This window comes from Roseateles sp. (assembly GCF_019237615.1).
In the GTDB taxonomy this organism is placed as follows: domain Bacteria; phylum Pseudomonadota; class Gammaproteobacteria; order Burkholderiales; family Burkholderiaceae_C; genus Pelomonas.
This window is the reverse complement of the sequence record NZ_JAFAGT010000067.1, coordinates 25,299-41,124: the sequence shown is the minus strand read 5'-3', so window position 1 is coordinate 41,124 and position 15,826 is coordinate 25,299. Positions and strand designations below refer to the sequence as shown.

The window sequence follows — 15,826 nt, the reverse complement described above, 5'->3', positions numbered from 1 at the left end:
AGGTCAAAAACTGGGCTATAGTCCGGCCTCCCTGAAAGCCCAGGTGGCGGAATTGGTAGACGCACTAGTTTCAGGTACTAGCGGGTAACTCCGTGGAGGTTCGAGTCCTCTCCTGGGCACCAAACAAAGCAAAAAGGCCAGCGCGAAAGCGCTGGCCTTTTTGCTTTGTTGCCCGGAAGAAGATTCGACAGGTTCGCAGCTGTGCTGCGAGCCGGGGGGGCGCGGGGTGTGGCCGGGTCCCCGTTGAATGGCCTTCGATGGGCTCTTTAGCAAGAGGTGGCGCCAAGCCACCTCTCTTCAAACTCGGCGGCAGGCACACCTTTCCCAAACCACCACCCCTGTCCCCAGTCGCAGCCCATTGCCGTCAGCGCCAGCATCTGCGCCTCGGTCTCCACTCCTTCCGCGACGACCTCCATCCCCAGCTCATGCGCCATCGTCACGATGGCCCGGCACAGCGCCAGTGCCTTGCCGCCGTCTTGCAGCCCGGCCACGAAGCTGCGGTCTATCTTCACCACATCGATCTCGTGATGCTGCAGGTAGCTCAGCGACGAGTACCCGGTCCCGAAGTCGTCGAGCGAGATCGCCAGCCCTGCCGCCCGCAGTGCCCTCAGCCGCGCGGCCACCGTTTCGTCGCGCTCCAGCAGCAGGCCCTCGGTGATCTCGACCGCCAGCGCGTCGCCCGGCAGCCCCAGGCCGCGCAGGTGGGTGATCCAGTCCGGCTGGGCGCGGTGGCTGCGTTCGCTGAGGAACTGCACCGGCGACTTGTTGATGCTGATCTGAAAGTCGCCATGCCCCGCCGTGCGCCAAGCCTGCGCCTGTGCCGCGGCCGCGCGAAACACCCAGTCGCCGATGTCGACGATGAGTCCGCTGGCCTCCGCCACCGGGATGAACTGCGCCGGGCTGACGTCGCCCAGATGCGGGTGCCTCCAGCGCAGCAGGGCCTCGGCCTTGCGTGGCGGCGCCGCGGGCGTGCGCAGTGACAGGATGGGCTGGTAGACCAGGCTGAACTGCCCCAGCGGCAAGGCCTTGCGGAGTTCGGCCGCCAGGCGCGCGCGCCGCTGCGCGGCGGCCTGCAGGGCCGGCGTGAACAGGCTCATGCGATTGCGGCCGGCGCCCTTGGCCTCGTACAGCGCCTGATCGGCATGCTTGAACAAGGCCTCGATCTCCAGCCCGTCGCGTGGAGAGAGGCTCACGCCTATGCTGGCCGAGACATAGACGCGTTCGCCGCCGATGTCGAAGCCGGCTGACAGTGACTCCAGCAGTTCGTGGCCGATGCGCTCGGCCGCCGCGGCCGCGTCCCGCGCGGCCAGCAGCACGGTGAACTCGTCGCCGCCCATGCGCGCGACTATGCCGCCGGGCGGCATGCAGTCCTGCAGCCGAGCGGCCACCTGCACGAGCAGGGCGTCTCCGACGTCGTGCCCCAGCGTGTCGTTGACCTCCTTGAAATGGTCGAGGTCCACGAACATGACGGCCAGTTCCTCGCCGCGCATCGCCCGCAGGGCCAGGCCGCGCTCGATGCGCTCGCGCAGCGAGCGGCGGTTGGGCAGGCCGGTCAAGGCGTCGACGCGGGCTTGCTGCCAGACCTGGGCCTCCTGGCGCTTGCGGTCGGTGATGTCGGTATGCGTGCCCACCATGCGCAGCGGCCGGCCCTCGGCGTCGCGCGCGATGACCATGCCGCGGCTGAGGACCCATTTCCACGTGCCGTCCTTGGCCAGCACGCGGTGCTCGTTGCGGTACAGCGGCACGCGGCCGGAGAAATGCGCCTCGCGGTCGCGCTCCATCTGCGCGAGGTCGTCCGGGTGGGTGCGTGCGTCGAAGGCCTCCGGTGTCGCGTCGACGTCGCCCGGCTCGAAGCCGTGCAAGCGCAGATAGCGCTCGGAGAAATGCTCCACGCCGGCCTGCACATGCCAGTCCCAGACGCCGTCGCCGCTGCATTCCAGTGCCAGCTTCCAGACCTCGTCCGCATCGCGCAGCCGCGCCTCGGCCGCGCGGCGGGCGCCAATGTCGGTGTGCGTGCCCAGCCACAGCGGCGAGCCCGGCAGGCGCTGGGCCTGGGCCAGCATCCAGCACTCGCCCAGGCGGTATTCCATCTCGAAGCGGCCGCCATGCTGGGCCTCGGCCCAGCGCGCATCGAAGGCCGCGCGGTCGTCGGCATGCAGCCACCGGGCCAGCGGCGACGGCAGCGCGGGGTGGTGCAGCGCCTCGGCCAGCCGCGCATTGATCCACAGCAGGCGCCCCTGGTCGTCGGCTTGCCAGGCCTGCTGGGGCAAGGCATCGAGGAGCGCGGCAAAGTGCACAGGGGAGGGCATTGGCGATGGCTACGGAACTCTGCCGCGACTGTATGCGCCACAATCGCGCCCGCCCGAGCCGTTCGGGCGCGTTTTTGGACGAGACCCCCCGCATGAACAAGACCGATCTGATCGAACACCTGGCCGCCAAGCACGAGCTGAGCAAGGCCGAAGCCGGCCGTGTCCTCGAGACCCTGCTGGACGCCATCGTCACCACCGTCAAAAAGGGTGGTGCGGTGTCGATCCCGGGCTTCGGCTCCTTCAAGCAGCACGCACGTGCTGCCCGCAACGGCGTGAACCCCAGCACCGGCGCGAAGATCAAGATCGCCGCCGCCAAGCTGCCCAAGTTCGCCCCGGGCGCCGGCTTCAAGGCCGCCGTGGACCCCAAGGCCGCCGCCAAGAAGGCTGCTGCCAAGCCCGCCGCCAAGCCGGCCGCCAAGGCCAAGAAGAAGTAATTCTTCGTGGTGATGAGCCCGCGCGGCGCCAGCCCCACCATCGTCGACGTCGCCCGCGAGGCGGGCGTGTCGATCAAGACGGTGTCGCGCGTGCTCAACCATGAGCCCGGTGTGCATGAAAGCACGCGGGATCAGGTCCTCAAGGTGGTGGAGGCGCTGCGCTACCGGCCCAAGCAGTCGGCGCGCAGCCTCGCAGGCGGACGATCCTTCCTGATCGGCCTGCTCTATTACGACCCCAGCGCGGTCTTCGTCGGCAGCGTCCAGCAGGGCGCCACGCTGCGATGCCGCGAGCTGGGCTATCACCTCGTCGTCGAGTCGCTGCACAACGACGCGCCCGACCTGCGCCAGCAGATTGACCGCATGGTGCTGGCGCTGCGGCCGGACGGCATGATCCTGACGCCGCCGCTGTGCGACAACCCCGAGGTGCTGGCGGCGCTGCGCGAGAGCGGCACGCCCTGCGTGCTGATGTCGCCCGAGCGCGACCTGCGCGGCGTGCCCTCGGTGCGCATGGACGACGTGCATGCGGCCGAGGAGATCACCAACCTGCTGCTCAGCCTGGGCCACCAGCGCGTCGCCTTCATCAAGGGGCCGCCGGACCAGTCGGCCAGCGGGCTGCGCTACCAGGGCTTCGTCAATGCGCTGCGCGCCCATGGCCTGCAGCCCGACCCCGAGCTGATCCGGCCCGGTGCCTTCACGTTCGAGAGCGGCCGCGACGCCGCGCACCAGCTGCTGAGCCGCCGCCAGCGCCCGACCGCTGTGTTCGCGAGCAACGACGACATGGCCCTGGGCGTGCTCGCCGCAGCACAGCGCCTGGGCTTGGCCGTGCCGAACGAGTTGTCGGTCGCCGGCTTCGACGATTCGCCCACTGCGGCCCTGGTCTGGCCGCCGCTGACCACCGTGCGCCAGCCCGTCGCCGAGATGGCGCGGGCGGCCGTCGAGATGCTGGTCTCAGTCCAGCGGCCCGACATGGCCAGTCCGGCCGATGAGGTCGAGCTGCACAAGGTGCTGCCGCACGAACTCGTGGTGCGCGACTCCACACGGGCGCGCTAGCGGCCCGCGCGGCCTCCCTTTGAAGTTGCGTCCGTTGCCGGCGCATATTGACAGCGTTGTCAATTGTCGGGCAAGATGGGCAGCCTGGATCGGCATTTTCGGGCCGTCGGCTCCGATGAGGGCCGATCTCACCAACCATGAAGTCCCGAAGCAGGTCGGGCGGTGGTCCACCCCGGTCTGCGCCGCTCCCCTCCGTTACCCGCTGCCGCGCTGCGCGGCTCAGCTGCACGCCATGAATCTGCTCGATACCGCACGCATCGATCCCGCCACGCTCGCCCAGTCCTTTCCGGCCGACTTCCTCTGGGGCGTGGCCACCAGTGCGGCTCAGATCGAGGGTGCCGCCTTCGAGGACGGCAAGGGCGCCTCGATCTGGGACCATTTCTGCCGCCAGCCGGGCCGCATCAACGACGGCTCCAACATCGACGTCGCCTGCGATCACTACCACCGCTTCCGCGAGGACGTGGAGCTGATGCGGGGGCTGGGCCTGGACTGCTACCGCTTCAGCTTTGCCTGGCCGCGCGTGCAGCCACTGGGCCAGGGCGCCTGGAACGAGGCCGGCTTCGCCTTCTACGATCGACTTGTCGACACGCTGCTCAAGGCCGGCCTGCAGCCGCATGCGACGCTGTACCACTGGGACCTGCCGCAGGCCCTGGACGACAGCATCGGTGGCTGGATGTCGCGCGACATCGTGGGCCACTTCGCCGACTACGCCGCCGAGATCGCGCGCCGTTTCGGCGACCGCCTGGCCAGCATCGCGACGCACAACGAGCCCTGGTGCACGGCGACGCTGGGCTATGAGACCGGCCAGTTCGCGCCCGGCCGCACCAGTCGCGCCGAGAGCCTGCAGGTGGCCCACCACCTGATGCTGTCTCACGGCGAGGCTGTCGCGGCGATGCGTGCCGTGACCAAGGCCAGGCTGGGCATCGTACTCAACCATACGCCGTCCTTCCCGGCCACGCCGGCCGAGGCCGAGCGCCGCGCCGCTCGTATCGACGACGGGCTGAATGTGCGCTGGTACATGGATCCCATCTTCCGTGGCGCCTATCCCGCCGACGCGCTGGAGTTCGTCGGCGCCGACGCGCCCCAGGTCGAGGTCGGTGACTTCGAGCGCATCCGCCAGCCGCTGGACTTCCTTGGCATCAACTTCTACACGCGCAGCCTCTTCGACGCCGACGGCAAGGCCGTCAAGGGGCCGGGCAAGCGCGGCTTCACCGACATGGGTTGGGAGATCGTGCCCGAGGTCTTCGCCCAGCACTTGGTGCGCCTGGCCCGCGAGTACAACCCGCCGCCGATGTTCATCACCGAGAACGGCATGGCCAATGCCGATCGCATCGTCGATGGCCGGGTGCCGGACGCGGAGCGCATCGCCTATCTGTCCAGCCACCTGCAGGCCCTGGCTGCGGCCATGAGCCTGGGTGCCGACGTGCGCGGCTACTTCTACTGGAGCCTGCTCGACAACTTCGAGTGGAACTCTGGCTACGACAAGCGTTTCGGCCTCGTCCACGTCGATTACGCAACGCAGCAGCGCCTGCTCAAGGACAGCGCGCACTGGTATGGCGACCTCGTCGCCCGGCATCGCACGCGGCGCTGACACCCCCTTTCGGCGGGGGGGCGGCGGTGCCGGCCGGCCCGGCTGGTGTCGCTTTTGAGCGTACAACCCCGCTGCGCGAGCGTCAGGTCATGCATTCCTTCGCGTTTGCCCCGACAAAGCCACGAGAATTTGGTCACGATCAGGCGCTAAGCTCCCACTTGCGCCGCAGCAGGGATTTTTCCCGGCCCGCCGCGGGTGCAACAGGCCGATTTGACGTATAGCAGGAGGCCGGCTCATGGATTTCGGCATGGTGCCGAAGCCGGGGTCGAGTCGAGGGGTGCCCGGGCACACGGGTGTTGAACGAATGCAGGATAGAACAAGCGATCCGCTCATCGATGTCAGCCAGTTGACCGTCGGGATGTTCATTCATCTGGACCTGGGCTGGATGTCGCACCCTTTCCCGCTGTCGAGCTTCAAGATCGCCTCCACCGATCAACTGCTGATCCTGCGCCGCCTCGGCCTGACGCAGGTGCGCTGGAGTCCGGCCAAGAGCGACCTTGCGCTGCAGGGCAACACCACCGACGCGGCCGCAGCCGACGTCGAGGCCGTTCCAGGGCCCGCCGAAACCGCTGACGAGTCCGCCGTGGTGGCACAGCCCACGCCCGAGGAACTGGCCCGCGAAGCCCATCGCCGCGCATTGGCGTCGCAGCGCGAGGCCTTGCGCCTGTGCGAAGCGCAGTACGGCGAAGCCGCCGATGGTTTCCGCGGCGTCATGGACAACGTCGTGTCCGATCCCCACCAGGCGCGTGCCGAGGCAGAGAACCTGACCGCCGCCCTGCTCGACAAGATGCTGGTCGAGGGTGATCTCAACATGCGCCTGCTGAACGAGACGGCCGGAGACCGCTCCACCGCGCATGCGCTCAACGTCTGCATCATCGCGCTGCTGCTGGGCCGAGCCTTCGGCCTGGGGCGTGACGAGATGATGGACCTCGGTGTCGGCTCCCTGCTGCACGATGTCGGCAAGTTGGAGATCGCCGCCCGCCTGCGCCACCGCGACGAGAGCTTCACGGCCGCGGAGACCCAGGCCTATCAGCAGCATGTCGTCAAGGGCGTGGCCATCGCCCAGGCCATGGGCCTGGCGCCCGGCCCGCTGCTCATCATTGCCCAGCACCACGAGCATGCCGACGGCAGCGGCTTCCCGCAGCGCATCAACATGGACCGCATGAGCACCGGCGCCCGCATCGTTGCGCTGGTGAACCGCTTCGACGGCCTGTGCAATCCGCTGATCAGCTCCAAAGCGATGACGCCGCACGAGGCGCTGTCGCTGATGTTCGCCCAGGGCCGCAACCGCTTCGACGCGACCATGCTGAACGCCTTCATCCGCATGATGGGCGTCTACCCGCCGGGCTCCACCGTGCAATTGACCGACGATCGCTACGCGCTGGTCGTTTCGGTCAACTCGGCGCGGCCGCTGAAGCCCCGCGTCATGGTCCATGACGTCAAGGTGCCCAAGGAGGAGGCCCTCATCCTCAACCTGGAAGAGATGCCCGACCTCGGCATCCGGCGCAGCCTCAAGCCCCAGTTCCTGCCGCGCCACTCGCTGGACTACCTCAGCCCCCGGGCGCGCATCGCCTACTTCTTCGACGCCGCGATGACCGGGCCAGGGGAGTTGGCCGCGTGAACGCCGGCCGCGAGGCGAGTGCTGCCTTGCATCGCGTCTTCGAGACGCCGTCCGTGATCGGCGCCGTGCTGGAAGGCCTGCCCGAACCGGCCTGGCTGGTGGACGGCGAGAGCCTGACGGTCAGCGTCGTCAACCGTGCGGCGCTGCGCCTGCTGGGCCTCAAGCCCGAGCGCGCCCTCGGCCAGCCGCCGGCGGCGCTGTGCGGCTCGCTCGAGGACGAGGCCTTCTGGCAGGGTGCCGCGCGCGACCCCTTCGCGCGCATCCGCTCCGACACCATCCTGACGCACAGCGACGGCCAGCCGCGCTGGGTCAGCCGCAGCATCAGTCCCATCCACACGCCGGCCGGCGACCGCTACTGGCTGGTGCTGCTGCACGACCAGACGCGCCGTCGTCGTGCCGAGGCCGAGCGCGAGACGCTGCTGGCCGAGCTGCGCGCGACGCTTGAATCCACCGCCGACGGCATCCTGGTCGTCGACCTGGCCGGGCGCGTGCGCAGCTTCAATCGCCGCTTCGCCAAGCTCTGGGGCCTGCCTGGCGGCTTGTTGCACGAGCCCGGTGATGCCGGCCTCTGGCTGAGCCTGCAGCGCGTGATGCGCGACGGCGAGCAGTACCGGCTGCGTATCGAGGCATTGCTGGACGCGCCGCTGATGCGCTCCAGCGACATGCTGCGCCTGGCCGACGGCCGCGTGCTGGAACAGGTGTCGCTGCCTCAGATGAGCCGCGGCGAGCCCATGGGGCGCGTGTTCTCGTTCCGCGACCTCAGCGAGAAGCTGGCGGCCCACCAGCGCATCGAGGAGTTGGGCCGTTCCGACGTGCTGACTGGTGCGCCCAACCGCCGCGCGCTGGCCGACCGCATCGTGCAGCAGATCGCGGCCGTCGCTACCGGCGAGCCGTCGCCCGTCTTCGCGCTGCTGCACCTGGACCTGGACCGCTTCAAGCAGATCAACGACACGTTGGGCCACAGCTATGGCGACCGCGTGCTGCGCGATGTCGTCGAGCGGCTGCGCGGCGCCGTCGGCGAGAACGACACGCTGGCCCGGCTGGGCGGCGACGAGTTCGCGCTGCTCATAGACAACGCCCAGATGTTCGAGGCCGAGGCCACGGCCCGCCGTGTGCAGCAGCTGCTGGCCCAGCCCTTCAGCTTCGACACGCTGAGCTTTACCGTCACCGCGAGCTGCGGCATCGCCCTCTACCCCGGCGACGGCGGTACGCCCGACGAGCTGATGGCCAGCGCCGAACGCGCCATGCACTGGGTCAAGGAAAGTGGCCGCGCGGGCTTCCGCTTCCACGTGCCGCGCAAGGAAGTCGACCTGCTGTCGCGCATGCGCCTGGACCACGACATGCGCCAGGCGCTTGCCGAGGGGCGGTTCCGGCTGCACTACCAGCCCCAGGTCGAGCTGGGCAGCGACCGCGTCATCGGCGCCGAGGCGCTGATCCGCTGGCGCGACCCGCAGCGCGGCGACATCTCGCCGGCCGAGTTCATCCCGCTGGCCGAGGAAAGCGGCTTCGTCGTCGCCATCGGCGACTGGGTGCTGCGCGAGGCGGTGGCCCAGGCCGCCCACTGGCTGAGCCGCGGCCTGCGCATGCCGGTGGCCGTCAACGTGTCGGCCCTGCAGTTCCAGCAGGCCGGCTTCGTCGAGACCGTCGCCGAGGCGCTGCAGGAGGCCATGCTGCCGGCCAGCATGCTGGAGCTGGAGCTGACCGAGGGTGTGCTGCTGGGCGACGCCGAGGAGGGGCTGCGCCGCATGCGCGCGCTGGCATCGCTGGGCGTCACGCTGTCTATCGACGACTTCGGCACCGGCTATTCCTCGCTGGCCTATCTGAAGCGCTTCCCCATCCAGCGCCTCAAGATCGACCGCAGCTTCGTGCAAGGCCTGCCGGGCGACGCCAGCGACGTCGGCATCGCCAACGCCATCGTGCAGATGGGCCGGGCACTGGGCCTTCAGGTCATCGCGGAAGGCGTCGAGACCGAGGCTCAACGCGACTTTCTGGCCCAGGCCGGCTGCCATGAGTTCCAGGGCTTCCTGTTTGCCAAGCCGCTGCGGCCTGACGAGTTCGAGCAGCGGGTGCGTCCGCGCCGCCATGTCGTGGACGCGCCGGCGTCCGGCTGGCTGGGGCTGGTCAACGGGTGAGCCGCGTGGCGCGCACAATGCGTGCCATGCTCTACCGCTTCAAATCCAAGGCCGGCGCCGACGTCATCATGATGGCCGACTCAGCCGATGCCGTGCTGCGCCTGATGGGGCGTTCGCCTGCAAAGCAGGGCATCCTCGAAGCCGCGACCCTGCCGGCGCTGATGCAGGCGCTGGAGGCCGGCGTCGCCGCCGACGAGGCGCAGTTCCAGCGCGCGGTCGATGCCGCCAGGGCCGCCGGCGAGCCGCCGCCGCGTCGCCAGGGTGTGTCACTGCGCCAGCGCGCCTGGCCGCTGCACGAGCTGATGCAGCGCAGCGCCAAGGAGAACACCGACGTCGTCTGGGGTGTCTAGTGCTGGAAGAGGCGACCCGACTCATCCTGGTCCGCCATGGCGAGACCGCGTGGAACCGCGCCACGCGCATTCAGGGCCATACCGACATCCCGCTCAGCGCGCTGGGCCTGGCCCAGGCCGAGCGCCTGGCCCAAGCCTTGGCCGACGAGCCGCTGGCGGCCGTCTATTCCAGCGACCTCAGTCGCGCCCGACAGACCGCCGAGGCCCTGGCCAACGCACAGGGCCTGCCCGTCCACCTGGACACCGCGCTGCGCGAGCGCTCGTTCGGCCGTTTCGAAGGCCTGAGCTGGCAGGAGATTGATCAGGGTCACCCCGAGGATGCGGCGCGCTGGCGGCGCCGCGAACCCGACTTCCCGGTCGGCGGCGGCGAGAGCCTGAACGCCTTCAGTGCCCGCTGCCTGGACGCCACGCGCCGCGCCGTTGCCGCCCACCCGGGCTGCAGCATCGCGCTGGTGGCCCATGGAGGCGTGCTGGACTGCCTCTACCGTGCCGCGACCCGGATCGCGCTGGATGCGCCGCGCAGCTGGCAACTCGGTAACGCCACCATCAACCGCCTGCTGGCGACACCGGGTGGCTTCACGCTGATCGGCTGGAACGACGACCGCCATCTGGCCGGGCTGAGCGTCAGCGACATCGCGGCCTGAGGCGGACTCAGGCCTGGCAAGGCCCCCTAGGGCGACTGTTGCATCCGCGCGTCGCTTGCGTGGGGTGCGGCAAGTGCCGCTCCTATACTGCCTGTCACTTGTCCTTCATGGCAGGGCTGTCAACCCCGCCGCAACCACACCTGCAAAGGCACACAATGAAAAAGATTGCACTTGTCGCTGCTCTGGCCGCCATCTCCGCCGCTCCGGCTTTCGCCCAAAGCGTCACGCTGTGGGGCCGTCTGAACACCACGGTCGAAAACCAGAAGATCGGTCAGGCCGACCGCAAGACGGTGATGCAGAACAATGGTTCGCGCCTTGGCTTCAAGGGCACCGAGGACCTCGGCGGCGGCCTGAAGGCTGGCTTCAATCTGGAGCACGGCCTGGAGTCGGACACCGGCGCCGCAACGGGTGGCACCACGTTCTGGAATCGTCAGTCCAGCGTCGAGCTGAGCGGCAGCTTCGGTACGATCCGCCTGGGCAGCTGGTTCCCGGATTCCTACTTCTCCAGCGTTGACCGCACCAGCAACCACAACCACGACACCGGCACGTCGTCGGACAACCTGTTCTCGAGCTTCGGCTTCGGCGCCCGCACCAACAAGCTCGGCTACTTCTCGCCGACGATGAACGGCTTCAACTTCATCGGCTCCGTCCGCGCTGGCGAGGGCACTGGCCCGCGCGGCTACGACCTGTCGGTCAACTACGAAGTCGCCGGCCTGCACGTCGCTGGTACCTACGCGCAGAACGACAAGTTCGCCGCTTCTAACAAGCGCAAGGCCTACGGCCTGGAAGCCGACTACGGCTTCGGCCCCTTCCTGGTGACCGGCTACTACCAGCGCGAGGAAGTGGACGGTTTCCGCGCCCGTGATATCGGCCGCGTGTCGGCGATGTACGTGGTGGGCCAGTCGGAGTTCCACGTCAACGTCGGCGGCACCAAGGCCGGCAGCGATGCCGAGTTCCGCAAGGGTGGCGCCAAGCAGTTCACGCTGGGCTACAACTACAACCTGAGCAAGCGCACCAAGGTCTACGGCTTCTACACCCGGACCGACTACAACGACAACACGAAGACCGGCGCTCCGGACTTCTCGTCGCTTGCCGCCGGCATCCGCCACAACTTCTGATCCCAGGATCGGAAACGAAGAGCGCCCCGTTGGGGCGCTTTTTTTTTGATCGCGACGAACGAAGCGAAACGCAACTGCGTGAGGGTGACCGAGCGTGGGGAGGAAGCGTGGGGCGTAAATCGCGAGCCGATGAACAAGAACCGCATGGAAGGCGCTGTCGAGCAGGGCGAGCGGGCACGTGACCGCGAAGCTCTCGTGATCAAGGCGAAGCGGCGGGAATGCGGCGGCTGTGCGATGAAGGGTTGCGCTCCTACCTGAGGAGATCCCGCCTTGTGCCTGAAAGGGTGACGACGCTGTCGGAGCGGGAAGTCAGCCTCCGGCAGCTCACAAGGCGCTCAGGCGGACGCAGTATGGGGCAGGTTGTGCAGGGGCTGCGGCCCTACCTACTGGGCTGGAAGGCGTACTTCGGCATGGCGCAAACCCCAGGAGTCTGGCGAAGGCTGCACGCATGGCTGCGCCATCGCCTGCGGGCCATCCAACTCAGGCAATGGGGGGCAAGCACGATCTACCGGGAACGCAAAGCCCGCGGCGCCGCGCGAACCGTAGCGAAGCGGATGGCGGGCAACAGCCGGAGTTGGTGGCGAAACAGTGACGGTCTGCTCAAGACGGTGCTGACCATTGGCTACTTCGACCGGTTGGGCCCGCCCGGCTCTCATGACCTCAAGCTCTCGAACCGCCCGGTGCGGACCCGCATGCCCGGTGGTGTGGAAGGGGCGGAACCGACAATGGCTCCCCCTATCCCGATGGGCCCGCGCCTCTGGGCGCCGGCTTCATTCCCCGAACAGGTCGGGCGCGCCCTTGGCGCCGGGCGGCGCGAGGCCCAGGTGCCGGTAGGCTGCCAGCGTCGCGACCCGCCCCCGCGGCGTGCGCTGCAGGAAGCCCTGCTGGATCAGATAGGGCTCGATGACGTCCTCGATGGTTCCGGCCTCCTCGCCGATGGCCGCCGCGACGTTTTCCAGCCCGACCGGCCCGCCATCGAAGCGGTGCACGACGGCTTCCAGAAACTTGCGGTCCATCAGGTCGAAGCCCTGCGGGTCGACATCCAGCATCGCCAGCGCCTTGTCGGCGATGCCGGCGACGATGTGGCCGTCGCCCTTGACCTCGGCATAGTCGCGCACGCGGCGCAGCAGCCGGTTGGCGATGCGCGGCGTGCCGCGCGAGCGCCGGGCGATCTCCAGCGCGCCGTCGGCGTCTATGGGGGCGCCCAGCAGGCCGGCGGAGCGCACCACGATGCGTTGCAGCTCGGCCGGCGTGTAGAACTCCAGCCGCGCGACGATGCCGAAACGATCGCGAAGCGGGTTGGTCAGCATGCCGGCGCGCGTCGTCGCACCCACAAGCGTGAAGGGTTGCAGGTCCAGCTTGATCGAGCGTGCCGCCGGGCCCTCGCCGATCATGATGTCGATCTGGTAGTCCTCCAGCGCCGGGTAGAGGATTTCCTCGACGACCGGGCTCAGGCGGTGGATCTCGTCGATGAAGAGGACGTCGTTCTTCTCGAGGCCGGTCAGGATGGCGGCGAGGTCCTTGGGCTTCTCCAGCACCGGGCCGGAGGTCTGGCGCAGGTTCACGCCCAGCTCGGCTGCGATGATGTGGGACAGCGTCGTCTTGCCCAGGCCCGGCGGGCCGAACAGCAGTACATGGTCCAGTGCCTCGCGGCGCTTGCGGGCGGCGCCGATGAAGATCTCCAACTGCTCGCGGGCCTTGGCCTGGCCCACGTAGTCGTCCAGCAGCTTGGGCCGCAGCGCGCGCTCCAGTGCCTCCTCGCGGCTCGACTCAGGCGCGGCGCCGACCAGGCGCGGTGCAGGGGCGAAGTCGTCAGTCTGTATGCTCATGACAACTTCTTCAGCGCCAGCTTGATGCCTTCACTGACACCCACGTCAGGGGGCAGCGCCTTCAGCGCGGCGGCGGCGTCCTTCTCGCTGTAGCCCAGCGCGACCAGGGCCTGCAGGATGTCGGCTTGGGCGTCGTTCGCGACGGCGGCGGGCAGCGCGAGATCGGGGCCGAGCTTGCCCTTTAATTCCAGCAGCAGCCGCTCGGCCGTCTTCTTGCCGATGCCCGGCACCTTGGTCAGCCGGCCGGCCTCCTGCCGCGACACGGCCTGGGCCAGTTCGGACACGGACAGGCCGGACAGCAGACCCAGCGCCATCCTGGGGCCGACGCCGCTGATCTTGATGAGCTGGCGGAAGGTGGCGCGTTCCTCGTGGGTAAGGAAGCCGAACAGCTGGTGCGCGTCCTCGCGCACGGTCAGGTGGGTCAGCAGCACGGCGCGTTCGCCGAGCGGGCCCAGGTTGAAGAACGTGCTCATGGGCACGTCCACCTCGTAGCCGACGCCGGCCACGTCGATCAGCACCTGGGGCGGTGTCTTTTCGGCGATGACGCCGCTGAGTCTTCCAATCATTCCCGGATTATCCGGGCCGGCCCCGCCTCAGTTGCGACCGAACAAACCCAGGCGCTGCGCCTCCAGGGCGGCTTCCGCGCGCGAGCTCACGTTGAGCTTGCGGTAGATCTGCTTCACGTAGTCTGCGATGGTGTGTCGCGACAGGCCCAGCTGCACGCCGATCTCCGGCAACGTGAAGCCCTTGGCCACGCGCAGCAGCACCTCGGTTTCGCGGTCGGTCAGCGACACCTCGTGCAGCAGGGCTTGCGAGCTGGGCTTGGCCTGGGCCGCGAAGTAGGCGATGACCTTGCGCGCGATGGACGGCGACAGCGGCGGCTCGCCCTGGCTCATGCGCTGCAACTGCTCGACGAGCAGCTCGCGCGACTGCTCCTTGAGCAGATAGCCGAATGCGCCGGCCTGCAGCGCGGGGAACAGGTGCTCATCGTCGTCGTGGATGGTGACGATGACCGACTGCACTTCGGGCTGCTTCTCGCGCAGCGCAGCGATGACCTCGACACCCGAGCCGTCCGGCAGGCCCAGGTCCAGCAGCGCCAGCGTGAAGCGTTGTCCGTTCACGAGGGACAACGCGTCCTGCACCCGCGAGCATTCGGTGATCTGGGCGTTGGCGAACACCTGCTTGATCAGTGCCTTCAGCCAGGCGCGGATCTCGGGGATGTCTTCGAGCAGCAGGATGTGGTTCATGGGAGCCTCGGTCAAAGCGGAATCGTCAGACGGATCACAGTACCCCAGCCAGGGCCGGATTCAACCAGGCACTGGCCATGCATTTGCTTGGCGCGTGATTTCATGCTCGCCATGCCATGGCCTCTGTCCAGCCTGCCGTCCAGTTCGGACGGGATGCCCTGGCCGTTGTCCTGGATGGTCAGGATGAAATCGCCCTGCTGCACGGCGCTGGAAATGGTCGCATGCGTCGCGCCGCTGTGCTTGATGATGTTGCTCACCGACTCGCGCAGGATGCGCGTCGTCTGCACGTAGGAGCGGGCCTGCAGCGTGTGCTCGACGTCCTCGGCGGGCGATTTCCATTCGGCCAGGATGTTGGCCTGGCCCAGTCGCGACACGACCTCCGCGCGCCAGTCGCCCAGCGCGTCGATCAGGTGCACCGGCTTGCCGGTCAGGCCGCGCACCGAAAGCCGCATCTCCTCCAGCGCTTCGCGCGCCAGCGTGGAGATGCGGTCGGACTCACTGGTGTGCACGATGGTCAGCAGCTTGGCGCCCAGGTCGTCGTGCAGGTCGGCGGCGATGCGCTTGCGCTCGCGCTCGGTGACCTGCTCCAGCTTCTGCTCGGCGAGCTGGCCGTGGCTGCGCTCGACTTCGGCGATGCGTTCCGCCGTGCGCTGCTCGATGGCCGCGATCCGCTTCTCGGCGTCGACCCGGGCATGCGCGACGCTGCTAACGAGTTGCAGGCCAAGGGCCAGCATCAGCAGGGGCAGCATCAGGCCCAGCCACGGCGAGGCCGTCCACCACAGCGATTCGCTGGTGGCAGCCAGCAGCATCTCGGCGACCAGGGCCGCCATGGTCGGCAGCAGCAGCACGGCCATCAGGCCGAAGTCGCGCGGCTGGGCCTCGTCGGCGCCGACCTGCGGGCGGCGCAGCCACAGCGCCCAGCCCATCGCGGCGACCAGCTCCAGGCTCAGTACCGCATGCCAGACCGTACCGAGGATGCCGACCTGGCCGCCCGTCCACAGCAGGCTGGCGGGGACGACCAGGCATTGGATCAGCAGCGCATGGTCTATCCAGCCACGCTTCCAGTTCATCTGTCGCAGCAGGTATTGCACGCCGCACAGCACCAGCAGCGTCATCAGCAACGGCCTCAGGCCGGCCGCGCTCGGCGCGGCGGCGGCGCGCAACACGACCCAGCTCAGCATCATGCCGACGAGGAAGCTGGCCGGGCGCTCGCGGGGATGCAGGCCCGAGACCAGGCCTACGACGGTGGCCATCAGCGCCAGCATGGCGGCCACCCAGGCGTGCAGCGTGGCCGCCCAGTACAGGCCCGTGGTCGGCGCCTGGGCCTGGGCCGCGACGGGGCAGAGCAGGGCCAGGGCGAGCAGGAAAGAAGGGGGCGGGCGCCGAGCCATTGCGGCCCTCGGCGCGATCGAAGATGTCATGGGGCGGCATTGTGCGGGAGCGCCCGCCGCCTGCGGGCCGGGGAATGCACCAGCGATCGGGAGGCGGCGACAATCCGCGT

At 68.7% G+C, this 15,826-nt stretch carries 14 protein-coding genes, 1 tRNA gene and 1 pseudogene; 11 read left to right on the top strand and 5 right to left on the bottom strand.

All coding sequences use genetic code 11. The features are described from left to right. The first annotated feature begins 37 nt into the window (after window positions 1–37). Window positions 38–122 (top strand) — tRNA-Leu (locus JOY88_RS13630). A 144-nt stretch (window positions 123–266) separates the two neighbouring features. On the opposite strand, the gene JOY88_RS13625 is transcribed toward JOY88_RS13630, so the two are convergent. Beyond that, entirely contained in the window at window positions 267–2,309 is a 2,043-nt protein-coding gene (locus JOY88_RS13625) for a putative bifunctional diguanylate cyclase/phosphodiesterase (RefSeq protein WP_293503167.1), read from the bottom strand. A gap of 92 nt (window positions 2,310–2,401) precedes the next feature. Between JOY88_RS13625 and JOY88_RS13620 the strand changes: the two genes are divergently transcribed. The 10 genes and pseudogenes from JOY88_RS13620 to JOY88_RS13575 form a co-directional block, all read left to right on the top strand. Continuing rightward, entirely contained in the window at window positions 2,402–2,743 is a 342-nt protein-coding gene (locus tag JOY88_RS13620) for an HU family DNA-binding protein (RefSeq protein WP_293503166.1), read from the top strand. A gap of 12 nt (window positions 2,744–2,755) precedes the next feature. Further along, window positions 2,756–3,793, top strand: a complete 1,038-nt coding sequence (locus JOY88_RS13615) for a LacI family DNA-binding transcriptional regulator (RefSeq protein WP_293503189.1) — start codon at window positions 2,756–2,758, stop codon at window positions 3,791–3,793. 232 nt (window positions 3,794–4,025) lie between these two features. Beyond that, on the top strand, window positions 4,026–5,384 hold the full coding sequence (locus JOY88_RS13610) for a GH1 family beta-glucosidase (RefSeq protein WP_293503165.1): 1,359 nt from the start codon (window positions 4,026–4,028) through the stop codon (window positions 5,382–5,384). Window positions 5,385–5,631: 247 nt separating this feature from the next. Then, the gene (locus JOY88_RS13605; protein ID WP_367269800.1) at window positions 5,632–7,005 is read left to right on the top strand and encodes an HD-GYP domain-containing protein; all 1,374 of its coding nucleotides are present in this window, start codon (window positions 5,632–5,634) and stop codon (window positions 7,003–7,005) included. After that, a complete protein-coding gene (locus tag JOY88_RS13600) occupies window positions 7,002–9,137 on the top strand; it encodes a putative bifunctional diguanylate cyclase/phosphodiesterase (RefSeq protein ID WP_293503163.1) in 2,136 nt (711 codons plus the stop codon). The genes JOY88_RS13605 and JOY88_RS13600 overlap by 4 nt, the downstream gene beginning before the upstream one ends. Window positions 9,138–9,163: 26 nt before the next feature. Further along, window positions 9,164–9,487, top strand: coding sequence for a DUF1840 domain-containing protein (locus tag JOY88_RS13595; RefSeq protein WP_293503162.1), 324 nt, complete (start codon window positions 9,164–9,166; stop codon window positions 9,485–9,487). After that, on the top strand, window positions 9,487–10,131 hold the full coding sequence (locus JOY88_RS13590; RefSeq protein WP_367269799.1) for a histidine phosphatase family protein: 645 nt from the start codon (window positions 9,487–9,489) through the stop codon (window positions 10,129–10,131). Before JOY88_RS13595 ends, JOY88_RS13590 begins: the two co-directional genes overlap by 1 nt. 155 nt (window positions 10,132–10,286) lie before the next feature. Next, the gene (locus tag JOY88_RS13585) at window positions 10,287–11,249 is read left to right on the top strand and encodes a porin (protein ID WP_293503161.1); all 963 of its coding nucleotides are present in this window, start codon (window positions 10,287–10,289) and stop codon (window positions 11,247–11,249) included. Window positions 11,250–11,378: 129 nt separating this feature from the next. Then, a complete protein-coding gene (locus JOY88_RS13580; RefSeq protein ID WP_293503160.1) occupies window positions 11,379–11,507 on the top strand; it encodes a hypothetical protein in 129 nt (42 codons plus the stop codon). Window positions 11,508–11,563: 56 nt separating this feature from the next. After that, window positions 11,564–11,896: pseudogene (locus JOY88_RS13575) on the top strand (group II intron maturase-specific domain-containing protein); the annotation flags it as partial. Between the two features lie 123 nt (window positions 11,897–12,019). Here JOY88_RS13575 and ruvB read toward each other — a convergent pair. Genes ruvB through JOY88_RS13555 form a run of 4 tightly spaced genes read right to left on the bottom strand, consistent with a single transcriptional unit; the run spans window position 12,020 to window position 15,746 of the window. After that, window positions 12,020–13,078 (bottom strand): Holliday junction branch migration DNA helicase RuvB, encoded by a 1,059-nt coding sequence (gene ruvB / locus JOY88_RS13570; RefSeq protein WP_293503159.1) that lies wholly within the window; start codon window positions 13,076–13,078, stop codon window positions 12,020–12,022. Next, a complete protein-coding gene (gene ruvA, locus JOY88_RS13565; RefSeq protein ID WP_293503158.1) occupies window positions 13,075–13,644 on the bottom strand; it encodes a Holliday junction branch migration protein RuvA in 570 nt (189 codons plus the stop codon). The genes ruvB and ruvA overlap by 4 nt, the downstream gene beginning before the upstream one ends. Before the next feature lie 27 nt (window positions 13,645–13,671). Next, on the bottom strand, window positions 13,672–14,325 hold the full coding sequence (locus tag JOY88_RS13560) for a response regulator (protein WP_293503157.1): 654 nt from the start codon (window positions 14,323–14,325) through the stop codon (window positions 13,672–13,674). An 11-nt stretch (window positions 14,326–14,336) separates the two neighbouring features. Next, window positions 14,337–15,746 (bottom strand): sensor histidine kinase, encoded by a 1,410-nt coding sequence (locus tag JOY88_RS13555; protein ID WP_293503156.1) that lies wholly within the window; start codon window positions 15,744–15,746, stop codon window positions 14,337–14,339. Window positions 15,747–15,826 lie beyond the last annotated feature (80 nt).

Coding starts and splice junctions, on each gene's coding strand:
- JOY88_RS13585 (WP_293503161.1), top strand. CDS start 10,287: ATGAAAAAGATTGCACTTGTCGCTGCTCTGGCCGCCATCTCCGCCGCT.
- JOY88_RS13615 (WP_293503189.1), top strand. CDS start 2,756: ATGAGCCCGCGCGGCGCCAGCCCCACCATCGTCGACGTCGCCCGCGAG.
- JOY88_RS13625 (WP_293503167.1), bottom strand. CDS start 2,309: ATGCCCTCCCCTGTGCACTTTGCCGCGCTCCTCGATGCCTTGCCCCAG.
- ruvB (WP_293503159.1), bottom strand. CDS start 13,078: ATGAGCATACAGACTGACGACTTCGCCCCTGCACCGCGCCTGGTCGGC.
- JOY88_RS13580 (WP_293503160.1), top strand. CDS start 11,379: ATGAACAAGAACCGCATGGAAGGCGCTGTCGAGCAGGGCGAGCGGGCA.
- JOY88_RS13560 (WP_293503157.1), bottom strand. CDS start 14,325: ATGAACCACATCCTGCTGCTCGAAGACATCCCCGAGATCCGCGCCTGG.
- JOY88_RS13595 (WP_293503162.1), top strand. CDS start 9,164: ATGCTCTACCGCTTCAAATCCAAGGCCGGCGCCGACGTCATCATGATG.
- JOY88_RS13610 (WP_293503165.1), top strand. CDS start 4,026: ATGAATCTGCTCGATACCGCACGCATCGATCCCGCCACGCTCGCCCAG.
- ruvA (WP_293503158.1), bottom strand. CDS start 13,644: ATGATTGGAAGACTCAGCGGCGTCATCGCCGAAAAGACACCGCCCCAG.
- JOY88_RS13605 (WP_367269800.1), top strand. CDS start 5,632: ATGGTGCCGAAGCCGGGGTCGAGTCGAGGGGTGCCCGGGCACACGGGT.
- JOY88_RS13620 (WP_293503166.1), top strand. CDS start 2,402: ATGAACAAGACCGATCTGATCGAACACCTGGCCGCCAAGCACGAGCTG.
- JOY88_RS13555 (WP_293503156.1), bottom strand. CDS start 15,746: ATGACATCTTCGATCGCGCCGAGGGCCGCAATGGCTCGGCGCCCGCCC.